A 12,091-nucleotide genomic window follows, 5' to 3' on the forward strand; every position below is an offset into this window, starting at 1 on the left:
TTTTGGTTTTACAAAATTTGTCTTAAAATTTCTAATGATTTGGGCGAAGTAAAATCCGCAATATGATGCCCGCAATAGTCCATTAGAATGTCTATGATTTTTTTTCTGTGGGTGTTTTTTAATCCCATATTAAGAAAAGAGAAATCATCGATAGACCTTATGATTTGAGATAATTCTTCTCCTAATGTAAATGTACTGCTTTCATTTGTGAAAATACCGTTTTTTGTATCAAAATAAACAGCATCTGAAAAATCAAAACCGTAGCCTAAGTATTTTATAATTTTATAAAGATAAAAAGCTAAGGCGTTGTTCTGTGATAAATTTTTGCAATATTCTGACAATAAATCATAAACGATGCCATTGGGCTCTCCGTAGGGAATAACTTTAGCAATAAACTCTGCAGCCAGCATCATTTGTGCATTATTGATAATAGAGTATTCCAATTCCTTGGTGCTGTCGGAAACAGATATTTTAGTAATCTGCGGTAAGCCTTTCTGAGACTCGGATGCGGTAAAATCTATTCCCATAAGAGGACTTAGATAGCTTTTCTTTTTATTTTGTCTGAGGTAGATATTTTTTATAAAATAAGACTCTATGCCATTCTCTCTTTCAAAGATTTTTACAATGGCACTCACATCATTGTACTTGAGATAAGACAATATGAATCCGGATTTTGTAACAGTCATAATCAGTTAACCACTGCTATTTTAGCCGTAGCAGTTTCGGTACCGTCGCTATTGGTCATCAGCACGAAATAGATGCCGGATGCTACTTTTTGTCCGTTTTGATTTCTGAGATTCCACTCGTAGAAGCCTCCTCTTACCACACCTTGATGAACCAAATTTCCTGTGACATCGGTTATTCTTATATTGGTTTTATCTGCAAGTCCTCTTATTGTTACATTTCCTCTATACTGCTTGGTTACAACAGGATTAGGATAGACCAAAACATTATTGAAACTATTTCCTACTTCTTTAACATCCGAAGTATAAGCCACTATTCCGTCTTTTGTCGCAAAATAAACGATACCTTTCCGGTCGTCAATCTGAATGTCTGTAACATTATTGACCGGCAGAGGTGAGTTCTCTTTCGTAAAATGCTGAATGGTTTTTTGTCCGTCTGATGACAAGTAATATACACCACCGCCACTTACAGAGACCCATTTGTTGTTTCCTGAGTCTACGGCTATACTAAGAATTGATGCATTTCTGAAAAGTTCCTCCGGAATCCCCGATTGAATGATGACAATAGGTTCCAATTTTGCATTCTCAAGATTTCCATTAATATTATTAAGGATTTTTAAGCCTAATTTAGTTCCTATCCAGGTGGTATCGTTATTGTCAATAGCCACAGAGAGACTTCCCTCTGAGCTGTCTGTGGAATTAAATCCATTCTTTTGGTCGAGAATGGTGTAACGGTCGTCGTTTAAGTTTTCAGGCGTATTATTGTAGTCGTAAATCAGAAAGCTGGAAGTCCTTGCCATTGGACACCATAAAGTGCTGTTATGGACTAGCGGCCGTTCAAGGGAAATATTCTTTCCTCCTCCTAAATCATTATACTTATCAAAAGAATCTGTTTGTCTATCATAAATAAAAATTCCCGCTGCGGCATCATTGCCTATAAACGAAGCTGTATTGAATAATGTCCCACTTTCGGTAAAAGCCAATCCTACCGGTCTATTATGAAAATTATCGCCTCCTATTGAATATTGTTTACAATTTTGTATGTCATTCTGCTCTTTGTCATAAGTACATTTATATATCCCTTTACTCCCACTAAAAGTGTAATTAGTAAAGAAAATCTCACCGGATTTTACGGGATTTTCGGCGACATCCAATACATTAAAACTTCCGTTATTGCCAGTGAAATAAGAAGGATAAATCCATTGGCTTCCATTATAAAAATAAAAACCTAAATTATCCGGACTAAGAAACGGTGTGTTATAATCATTTCTATCCCCTGTGGATACTAATATCTTGTCGCCCGATAAAGACATTTTGTAAGCCTGATTGTTGTACGGTCCATCAGGTTTTATTTTCTCTGGCTGGGTATCCGAATATTTAACCATTCCCATATGCTTAGTTCCTGCAAAAATACCTTCATCTCCTGCATACGCTGCACTTAGAGACATTTCCGGAAAGGAATATTCGCCTATGGAACTTCCATTGGAGGCATTGAATAGATAAACTTTATGACTGTTGGCATCACTAACGATTAAGGAATCTCCTTTTAGCGATAAATCTGTAATATTCTGAAATGATTGAGATAAGGTAGATAAATTCTGAGATAGATAGACCGCTGTTTTTGTCGCAAATACGCTATGTTGTTCATTGCTTGCCGTAAGGATAAAGTTTCCGGTCTTTAGAGTCTGCCAAGTGCTGTAATCCGAAAAATTCACATCCAAAGTATGGGATATTACTCCTCTTTTAGTAGCGGCATACACGACATTATCTTTGACAAAAGCCGAAAGAGCAGGGGTATAGTTGGTGCTTTCTCTAAAAAATGCCGTATCCCCGAATTCTTTCTTTTTCAAATCAAAAACGGATACGCCGTAATTCGCCGAAATAATAGCTTTATCGCCATTTATAGAAATAGAATTTACCGCCTTGCTTCCAGTATAGCTTTGTGCGATGGGGATATCTACGATATAGAATATTCCGTCGGGATTGATAACATCCATAGCTCCGCTTTCATAGCCTATCAATGCGGTTTTTGTTTTCGGATTATAGCCAAATGCCGATATTTTCACCTCGTGAAGTCCATTGGCTTTAGATAATTTTGAAATTTCTCCTGTCTGGTTATTATAGAAAAATAAACCATTGGAGGATGCTGCTATTAGGCCGTTTTCGTTTTTTCTTATTTTCAAAATATTATTGTAAGAAAAAAGATCTGTCCACCGTTCTTGTTTTTGTGCAAAAGAGCAAAGCATTCCAAAACAAAATATAAATATTAAAAAGCGTTTCATTATATCCTTATTTTATCGTCGATAATTTGATTGTTCCAAGCGATATTTTTTACATTATGATGGCTATCGAAATAGAAATCTATTCGCCCTAACAGAAGTCCTGCCCAGCCCACTTGATTGACTAAAACTTTTTGGTTTTTTCTATTTCTGAAAACTTGTGGTTCCGGCAAAAATGTATGGGTATGCCCGCCTAATATGATGTCTATATTATCGGTCCGCTTAGCAAGCTCTACATCGCATATTTTCTCCGGCTGGTCGGGATATTGGTAGCCTATGTGGGAAAGACATACTACCAGATCACAATGCTTTTGGTTTCTGAGAAAATCCGAATAATGCTGTGCCACTTCCACGGGGTCGTTGTAAACCGTTTCGCCATAACTCTTTTTGCCCACCAACCCCTTGAGTTCTATACCAAGTCCGAAGAGACCTACCTTTATGCCGCCTTTATTAATGACTTTGTAGGGGATGGTCCGCCCATCTAATATCGTATTTTGGAAATCATAATTGGAACAGATGAATGGGAATTTGGCATTGGGCAAGACTTTAAGAAAGCCCTCAAGCCCGTTATCAAAATCGTGGTTTCCCATAGTAGAGGCCTCGTAGCCCATCATAGACATCAGCTTAAATTCCAGCTCTCCGCCAAACATATTGAAATAAGGCGTTCCCTGAAAAATATCTCCGCTGTCCAGCAGCAGTACATTCTTTTCTTTAGCCCTGATGTCGCTTATTAGTTTTGCTCTCCGTGCAAAGCCGCCTTGGTTGGGGTTTCGGGTGTAGCTGGCATCAAATGGCTCTATATGGCTGTGCTGGTCGTTAGTATGTAGTATGGTGAGTTTTTTTTCGGTGCCGAAATTATTTATTATTTCTGCTTTCAGAGTGTTTGGAATTAAGGACATAGCAAGAGCACCGCCGCCTATTGTCTTTATAAAATCTTTTCTTTTCATTGATCTTTTTTATTTAATAAAAGTTAGACGGATAGCAGTAGGAGGCACTACTTCCGGATGCTTCTTAAACTCACGAATAAAAATATCTCTAAGTTTTTCATTGGTGTCAATGATTTCTCCTTTTCCGAAAAACCACATATTGTCTCCTCCGAGTGCTAAATAATCATTAGTTGCGATATAATAATCTCTGCTTTCATCAATAGGTTTCCCGTCTATTAGTGCCTTCGTGATTTTTCCTTTCTCTACGCTGATGACAAGGTGTGAAATAGGATTGTTCTTTTTCGTTTTGGCATAATAATCAAAAAGCCCCTGAATGTCTTTACCCTTAAACTTAACAATAACGAGCTGGTTCTCAAAAGGCATTACTTCGTAAATATGCCTTAGCAGAATATCACCTCTGCCAATGGTGGAACGAATACTTCCGATATTGATTACGGCAGCATCTACAGATGGAATATTGTTTTTTTTTGCCCATTCCCGAGCTGCTGCATAAGTATAATCTGCCAAAAGATTTCCGAGTGTAGAATTGTCTCCATTTTTATCAAGATCCATAGAGGTATGAGAGATCTTTTCGTCCATTCTGCAATCCATTTCTTTTTTGTAAGGAGCTATGATACTGTTTATTTCGGTATCTTCCTCCATTCCCGGGTGTATGCTTATATTCTTATAAACCCTCTCACCTGTAACGATATGGCGGGGAGAGCAACTTATCTGTAAAAGGACGGCACAGATAAGAATAATTTGAGTTTTTGCTGTTGATAATTTGATTTTCATACCTGCAAATATAGCAAAAACAAAAACTTAAACAGAGAGTTTGGTGGTTAAATCTATGTTGGGTAATTCGGTATTATGTCATTGGCAAAAAAATATGCTTTGCATTCTGCTAAAACAATAAATTTTCCGTACATTTGGTGGAATATTATATTAGATTAAATAATGAAAGCACTAAAAGGTCTTGGCGTAGCACTTATTACGCCTTTCAAACAGGATTTGTCCATAGATTTTGATGCACTTACTCGCTTGGTAGAATACAATATAGAGAATGGTACCCACTTTTTTGTCGTTTTGGGAACAACGGCAGAAGCTGCCACTCTGTCTGCAGAGGAAAAAGACAAAGTAATACGGCATATTATAAAGGTCAATGATAACAGGCTTCCTTTGGTTTTAGGAATAGGCGGGAATAATACAATGGCTGTGAAGCATCAGATAGAAAGTACGGATTTATCGGCGTTCGAAGCGGTATTATCCGTATCCCCGTATTACAATAAGCCCAATCAAGAGGGACTCTACCAGCACTACCGTGTTTTGGCATCCACTGGGAAAAATATTATTATCTATAATGTACCCGGTAGAACAGGACAGAATATAGACGCCTCTACGACCCTAAGATTGGCTCAGGATTTTCCTAATCTTATTTGCATAAAAGAAGCGGGGCCTAATATCTCCCAATATTTTGATATTCTAAGAAAGAAACCGGAACATTTCTCGCTGCTTTCCGGTGATGATGAATTCACGCTGCCGGTAACTCTCGCAGGGGGCGATGGCGTTATCTCCGTAATAGGGCAGGCGTATCCAAAACATTTCTCCGAAATGCTGAAATTAGCCAAAGAAAACAAAGTACAAGAAGCTTACAAAATCCATAATAAACTGGTGGAAATAACAAGATTGATTTTTGCGGAAGGAAACCCTTGCGGCATAAAGGCCGTTCTCTCCGAAATGCAAATCATAGAAAACCATTTAAGACTGCCGTTAGTGAAAGCATCAGAAAGCCTTACCCAAAGGATAAAAACTGAAATGCAACATCTGGATAGCAGCCCTATGTCTGTATAACCATTGTAATGTTTAGAAATTATAAAACGATTGTTTATTAGGGAGATAGGTTGATTGGCTTTTAGCGTAAAAGTTATCGAATCAGTTAGATATAGTTTTAATTGGCTTTATTTTTATTACAAATCCTAAAAAAGCAAATGAATTGGGAAAGCTGATAATAAAATACGAATGCTTTTGTCCTAATACGGAATAATAAATTATCGAATGATGTGCAGGACTATTTTAGCAAAACAAGAAAACAATAAGCCGTAGGCGATGTTTATAAATATTATGAATCAAATTTTGCGAAAATAGGAATGGGGGGGGCTCTTTAGGTGTAATTATAGGGAGCCATATCGGAATTTTTTTTAGGACTATCAAGGATTTTGTTTAGCTGGAAATTAAGACTTTGGCATTCAATTGAAAAACCACAAAAGTACGATAATTTTCGTCTCCGACCACGGAGAATCTTTAGACGAAAAGAATCTATATATGCAGGGTTTACCGAAGAGCATTGCCCCGAAAGAACAATACGAAATTCCGTTTATTGTTTGGGTTTCCGATGCTTCTCAAAAACTGAAGCCAGAAAAGATGCTTTCACAGAATTATGTTTTTCACAGCGTTTTACACTTTTTGGGAATAGACAGTCCTATTTATAATGAAAAACTGAATATTTATTAATAAATTTGAAGCAAAGAAAGAGTAATAGGATTTTAACCCTAAAATAAGTATGTTTAAATTTTTAGTTTACATCGGTTTTATAATGAACTTTATAGCTGCGTCGGCACAGGAAAGAATACAAATTCAGAGCGATTTCTCATTTGAGGAAACCTCCGAACGCCTTACTCAAACTTTGGGTGAGAAAAACATTAAAATCTTTGCCGTCATTGACCACCACGCGGAAGCCTCCACTGCAGGGCTTACGCTCCTCCCTACTCGTTTAATTATTTTCGGCTCACCAAAAGTCGGCACTCTGCTGATGCAGGAACAGCAGTCCATTGGCTTAGATTTGCCTCTCAAAATGCTTATTACCGAAGATGTACACGGAAGAGTTTGGCTTACTTACATACCCGTCGTCCAGTTGCAACAAAGTTATGCCTTATCACCCTCTGCTGTGATTGAAAACATTGGAAAGCTCCAACAGCTTTTAGCCCAGAAAGCAACAAAAAATAATGGTTTGTAAAAATAAAATTTTGAAAATGATGAAATAGGGTAGTTTGGTTATCATAAAGAAAACAAAAGGGAAATAGCTCGACCTTTTTATCCCATTCATTATGTTTATCTTATGCTGATAAATTAAATATTTTCATAAAAATCAAAGAATTTAATGGTAGGACTCAAGACAATTTTAGTAAATGACTTTTATTTGTTAATGATTTGATTATTAGTTTATAAAAACCGAGAAACAGCATGAATTATCAGCCCCACTATACCGCCTACCAAGGTGCCGTTTACCCTAATGAACTGAAGGTCTTTACCCACTTCCAGCTCCAGTTTGTTGCTAAGCTCTTTCCCCTGCCAATTTTCCATAGTGGAACTGATGAGTTCTCCGAATTTATGCGTATTGCGCAAGAGGTAATGATAGGCCTTAGCCCTTACCCAGCAGTCTATTTTATATTGCAGGGCAGTATTGTTTTTGAGATTTTGGGATAGGGTGGCGATATTATTTCTAAGATAAGTTTTTAGTACCGTGTCATTAGAGCTTAGCTCTTGTACCAATGTTGATTTTATAGCATCCCAAATGTCTTTTGCATAGTCATTTACCTTGTCTTCGCGAAGAAGATAATCTTTCAGCTGATTAAGTTTTTTTTGCCATTTCTCTTCGTTTTTAATTTCGGAAGAAAAAGCAATGACTTTAGCCTCTATCTCTCGACGCAGCGGATGCTGTACATTGGTTTCCACCTCTTGAAAATATTTGGCAATGCCATTGGTGATTTTGTCGGCAAGAGTATCATCTATGAATTTTGGAATAATGCTGTAGCTCTCTTGTTTTACTTTTTCACGAATGAGCTCTTGATGTGCCAAAACATAATGTTTAATCTCTCTTACCGTAGAAGTGATAAGGTTCTGATGCTCCTGTTTTTCTACAAAAAACAAAATGCCGTTGCTTAAAACCGTATTCACATCAATTCCCGTAGCAAGCTCTTTCCCTTTTTGGGCAATAAAATCCGTAACGCTTTTGTCGTCTAATTTGTGAACAATATCCAAAATGATATCCGAGATATTTGCAATAACCAACGACTGGTTCTGCTCTTTCTCTATCCAGCTGCCCAGAAATTTTGCCAGATGTATCTTCTCTATGTACGGGCGAATATTTTCGGAGCTAAGGAAATTAGCAACTACAAAATTACCGAGATTATCTCCGATGCGTTTTTTGCTTTTTTCGATGAGATTAGTATGCGGTATTTTTAATCCCAGAGGATGATGAAATAATGCCGTTACTGCAAACTAATCTGCCAATGCTCCTACCATAGCTGCTTCTGAAAATGTACGAATATAGCCCGCCCAATATCCGGTGCCTCTTTTTTCGTAAAACGATGCGATGATAAAAACGGCAGCCATTAGCAAAAATAATCCTGTCGCAATCGTTTTGTACTTTCTGAGCTGTTTTATTTTCTCGGAATTATCCATTAGAATGATTTTGTCCTATTGAAAACGAATTGCTAAATCTGAGTCTTACCACGAAGTTTAGCGGCTTCGTTTCGCTCAATTTTATGCCCAGGTCTTGTCCATTTAGGATTTTCTCCTAAGGCTTTGTATTTGCTGTTTTCAGAAGAGACAACTTCTCTTTTAGGGTGTTTTTCAAATGGTTGCTGTGGGACAAGTCCCAGAAGGTCAAAAAGTTTTTTGTCTTCATTCACATCGGGGTTAGGCGTTGTGAGTAGTTTGTCTCCCGCAAAAATAGAATTGGCCCCTGCAAAGAAGCACAGTGCCTGACCTTCCTTCGAGAAGCCCGTACGCCCCGCCGATAACCGAACTTGTGTCTGTGGCAAGACAATCCTCGCGGTAGCTACCATTCGTACAAATTCAAAAATATTCACCGGCTCTTGGTCTTCCATAGGTGTTCCCTCTACAGCCACTAAAGCGTTTATAGGAACACTTTCGGGCTGTGGTGTCATATTGGCAAGTACTTTCAGCATTCCGCATCTGTCTTCTACACTTTCTCCCATTCCTATAATTCCTCCGGAGCATAGTGTTATGGAGGTTTTTCTTACATTTCCTATCGTCTCGAGGCGGTCCTCAAAAGCACGGGTAGAAATCACTTCTTTATAGTATTCTTCGGAGCTATCTATATTGTGGTTATAGGCGTATAATCCGGCTTCTTCCAGTCTTTTGGCTTGGTTTTCCGTGAGCATCCCCAGTGTACAGCACACCTCCATATCCAGTTTGGTTACTTCTCTTACCATATCGAGAACATGGTCGAAATCCGGACCGTCTTTTACATTCCGCCATGCTGCCCCTAAGCAAACACGAGAAATGCCATTTTGTTTAGCCCTTAGTGCTTGTGCTTTCACTTGGTTTACAGGCAACATATCGTGTATCTTCACTTCTGTATGGTATCGTGCTGCCTGAGGGCAATAGCCACAATCCTCGGGACAGCCGCCGGTTTTTACAGAGATGAGGGAGGATACTTGTATTTTATTGGGGTCGTGGTTTTCTCTATGAATTTTTGCAGCCTGATAGATAAGGTCAAAAAACGGTAAATGGTATATATCTAAAATTTCTTGGGTCGTCCAGTCTCTCTTCATTTTTTTGTTTTTAAGAGCCAAAAGTAATATTTTTTTACTTAATATTCGTTAGAAATTTTGTTGCTACCTATAATATAATTTTAGAAAAGAAAAAAATAAACTTGTTTTCACTTTTTAAAGTTTGTAAATAATTTTTATATAAAAAAACTGGTGTATCTTATTTTAACCTGCATAAAAACTTTAAAACTATAAATCAATATAATTTTACTTTACCTAAATGTAAATATAGAAATTAACATTTTTTTGATGTTCCGATGTTGCAAACCTACCTGAAGTATTGGTGAAACTATTATTTTAGCAGTCTAAAACCTATAATTTTGTTGAATGACAAAGATTAAATAAAATGAGAAAAATATTATTATTTCTGTTTGGGGTATTATTATTCTGTGAATAAAGACAATGGAGAAAATTAATGCAACATACGAAAAGAAAGTGGAAAAATTCGGAGATACTCACTGGTTTAGGAAAATACTGTACCCAAGAAAGAGCAAAATACAATAGGCTAAGAGTAGGAAGTATTTCATAAGTTTTTTTTACGAATCGGCTACAAATGTAATTATAATTTTACATACGAGCGAGTGAAGATATTTGTTCTAAAAATTAATTTGGAGAGGAAGTGTTTTTTTTGTAGTTTTGGCAAAAATTAACAAGAAAAAATTTGTAAGATTCAAAAAAATGATTAAACACACACACACACACACACACACTTATATATGATTATAAGCTAAGAAAATCAGCAAAAGAGTATTCTTTTGCCTCGGTGCGATTATATAATCCCTGCACAAAATTTTTATAAAAATTTTGTGCAGGGATTTTTTTGTGAAAAAAAGTTTAACGATAAAAAGATAAAAAATGTTATGAAAAAATATTTTTTAAGTTCATTGGTTTGTTTTTCATTGTCTTGTAAAAAAACAGAAAATGTAGAGAGGGGTACGGTAGAAACAGAAAATGTCAATTCTTTGGAAAATGTAGCGTATCCAGAAGAGGTAGATTCAATTTCAATAGTTCCACCTGTAAAAGATTCTATGGCTAATGAGCAAGTGCAAGATAGTCCAAAATCTTTTTTAAAGTATAGTTTTGTAGTAATAAAAACTTACACTTCCTTTGGGTATGGTTCTGGTCGAACAGAAACTTACGCCACTGGCATTTTCGAAACCTATGATGATATGTCGGAAGATGAGAAATATAAGATTTTAGATGAAGCACAATCTAAAATTTTTACGACAGGAAATGTGAAGTCAAGAAAAATAAAGTCTTACGACACTTATGCCGAGGCAAGTAGAGCAAGGGAAAAAATTTTAGGAATAAATTGATATGAGAAAAAAAATAGTCATCACGTCGTTTTTCTTCTTTATGACAGCCTTGTTTTTATCAGCTCAACAAAATAAACAATTCGTGAAAAGTTACACAAAAGCCCTTTCTAAAATATACGATGATGAAAGTTCTGAATGGGATGTAATTCAAAGATCTGATTTAAAAAACACTTTTGTTTTTAATTATAATAAAGGAAATGATATAAAAGTGTATTTTTCTAATGGTGAAGAAGAAATCTTGACTACGGTATCTAAAGTTGAGAGGTGTGATGATAGTCAATGTATTGGAATTCTTAGTGAAAAAGGTGACGAGGGAGTCTTGTGCCTCATAAATGGAGATGTTCTTTTAATCTATGGGAAATTAGCAATTTTGTACTACAATTAAAACTCATCAAAAAATGAAAAAAAACATTTTAATCATAATTTTAGGCATACTCCTTTGTGCAGGAGTTTACGGAGCATACGAGTATACTATGGGCGGGCGTTGCAACCCAAATGGGAAATGCAAAGCTTGTACTAATTGTAGCTATTGCAAACATTGCTCAAAAAATAAAGGAACTTGTAGCGTTTGCCGATAGAAAAATATTAAAATGGATAAAATAGTAAAAATTACTTTGGCTTTTTTGCTTTTTAAGTATGTTTAAAAAAAAATAATAAAATGGAAAAAGTATTAAGCAAAGGATTTGAGAAAAATGTTGAATAATTTGACCTACGAAAAGCTCTAAGCACCGACCGAAAAAAAACACGCGTGTTTTTTTGAAAAATGTAGTGTGTTTTTTTTAAAAAGACACGTGTTTTTCGAGAAGCGATAGTTATAAAATTAAAATCATAAAAAAGGGGAAGCCGAAAACCTTATAGAGTAGACGGTTTTTAAATTTATTTGATATGAAAAAACGAATTTTACTATTGGTTTTTATATTAGGAGCAAATAAGATTTTTTCACAATCACTACATTTGTATGGAGGAGAAGATCATAATGTGTACTTGGGTTGTTTAAATTGTAGTAGCTATGATTCTGATTCCATATGGAATCAGTATGGTGCATACGGGAATAGCTATAGCTCCATGTCCCTGTGGAACGAGTATGGAAACTATGGAAGTAACTATAGTTCCACTTCTCCTTGGAATAATTATGCTTCATATCCTCCGATAGTGGTGGATAAGGAAGGAAACTTTTATGGATATTTTACCATAAATGGCTATAAGGGTAATCGTGCGAATTTTCGTCTGGCTTTAATTCTCTACGGAAATTATGAAAGGATCAGGCAAGATGTTTCTGGATGGTATGAAAAGATATTTGAGTAAAAAGGC

The 12,091-nt window shown here is 36.2% G+C and carries 12 protein-coding genes and 1 pseudogene; 6 read left to right on the forward strand and 7 right to left on the reverse strand.

Annotated features, from left to right (window positions below; translation table 11 throughout):
• Positions 1–8 precede the first annotated feature (8 nt).
• From recO to BLS89_RS00780, 4 genes are read right to left on the reverse strand one after another with little or no spacing between them, the layout of a single operon-like run.
• Positions 9–686, reverse strand: a complete 678-nt coding sequence (gene recO, locus BLS89_RS00765; RefSeq protein WP_092735600.1) for a DNA repair protein RecO — start codon at positions 684–686, stop codon at positions 9–11.
• A gap of 2 nt (positions 687–688) precedes the next feature.
• The gene (gene porZ, locus BLS89_RS00770) at positions 689–2,965 is read right to left on the reverse strand and encodes a type IX secretion system anionic LPS delivery protein PorZ (RefSeq protein ID WP_143017700.1); all 2,277 of its coding nucleotides are present in this window, start codon (positions 2,963–2,965) and stop codon (positions 689–691) included.
• The gene (locus BLS89_RS00775; RefSeq protein WP_092735602.1) at positions 2,965–3,909 is read right to left on the reverse strand and encodes a bifunctional metallophosphatase/5'-nucleotidase; all 945 of its coding nucleotides are present in this window, start codon (positions 3,907–3,909) and stop codon (positions 2,965–2,967) included. Before BLS89_RS00775 ends, porZ begins: the two co-directional genes overlap by 1 nt.
• 9 nt (positions 3,910–3,918) lie before the next feature.
• Positions 3,919–4,683 (reverse strand): 5'-nucleotidase C-terminal domain-containing protein, encoded by a 765-nt coding sequence (locus BLS89_RS00780; RefSeq protein ID WP_092735603.1) that lies wholly within the window; start codon positions 4,681–4,683, stop codon positions 3,919–3,921.
• A 162-nt stretch (positions 4,684–4,845) separates the two neighbouring features.
• Between BLS89_RS00780 and dapA the strand changes: the two genes are divergently transcribed.
• From dapA to BLS89_RS00795, 3 genes and pseudogenes are all read left to right on the forward strand, one after another.
• The gene (dapA, locus tag BLS89_RS00785; protein WP_092735604.1) at positions 4,846–5,739 is read left to right on the forward strand and encodes a 4-hydroxy-tetrahydrodipicolinate synthase; all 894 of its coding nucleotides are present in this window, start codon (positions 4,846–4,848) and stop codon (positions 5,737–5,739) included.
• A gap of 396 nt (positions 5,740–6,135) precedes the next feature.
• Positions 6,136–6,399: pseudogene (locus BLS89_RS00790) on the forward strand (sulfatase-like hydrolase/transferase); the annotation flags it as partial.
• Between the two features lie 82 nt (positions 6,400–6,481).
• Entirely contained in the window at positions 6,482–6,901 is a 420-nt protein-coding gene (locus BLS89_RS00795; protein WP_176763200.1) for a DUF302 domain-containing protein, read from the forward strand.
• Positions 6,902–7,107: 206 nt separating this feature from the next.
• Here the strand turns inward: BLS89_RS00795 and BLS89_RS00800 are convergent, their stop codons facing one another.
• The 3 genes from BLS89_RS00800 to bioB are packed head-to-tail and all read right to left on the reverse strand — an operon-like array spanning position 7,108 to position 9,467.
• A complete protein-coding gene (locus tag BLS89_RS00800; RefSeq protein WP_317039404.1) occupies positions 7,108–8,136 on the reverse strand; it encodes a DUF445 domain-containing protein in 1,029 nt (342 codons plus the stop codon).
• 30 nt (positions 8,137–8,166) lie between these two features.
• Entirely contained in the window at positions 8,167–8,349 is a 183-nt protein-coding gene (locus BLS89_RS10850; RefSeq protein ID WP_245688744.1) for a hypothetical protein, read from the reverse strand.
• A gap of 32 nt (positions 8,350–8,381) precedes the next feature.
• Positions 8,382–9,467 carry a biotin synthase BioB gene (gene bioB / locus BLS89_RS00805; protein WP_092735607.1) on the reverse strand — a complete coding sequence of 362 codons (1,086 nt, stop codon included), beginning with the start codon at positions 9,465–9,467 and terminating at the stop codon, positions 8,382–8,384.
• 857 nt (positions 9,468–10,324) lie between these two features.
• Here bioB and BLS89_RS00810 point away from each other — a divergent pair.
• From BLS89_RS00810 to BLS89_RS10855, 3 genes are all read left to right on the forward strand, one after another.
• Positions 10,325–10,780 carry a hypothetical protein gene (locus BLS89_RS00810; protein WP_143017701.1) on the forward strand — a complete coding sequence of 152 codons (456 nt, stop codon included), beginning with the start codon at positions 10,325–10,327 and terminating at the stop codon, positions 10,778–10,780.
• 1 nt (position 10,781) lies between these two features.
• Positions 10,782–11,165 carry a hypothetical protein gene (locus BLS89_RS00815; RefSeq protein ID WP_092735609.1) on the forward strand — a complete coding sequence of 128 codons (384 nt, stop codon included), beginning with the start codon at positions 10,782–10,784 and terminating at the stop codon, positions 11,163–11,165.
• Positions 11,166–11,845: 680 nt separating this feature from the next.
• Entirely contained in the window at positions 11,846–12,085 is a 240-nt protein-coding gene (locus BLS89_RS10855) for a hypothetical protein (RefSeq protein ID WP_245688745.1), read from the forward strand.
• The last annotated feature ends 6 nt before the right edge of the window (positions 12,086–12,091 follow it).

This window comes from Riemerella columbipharyngis, assembly GCF_900101995.1.
Lineage (GTDB): Bacteria > Bacteroidota > Bacteroidia > Flavobacteriales > Weeksellaceae > Riemerella > Riemerella columbipharyngis.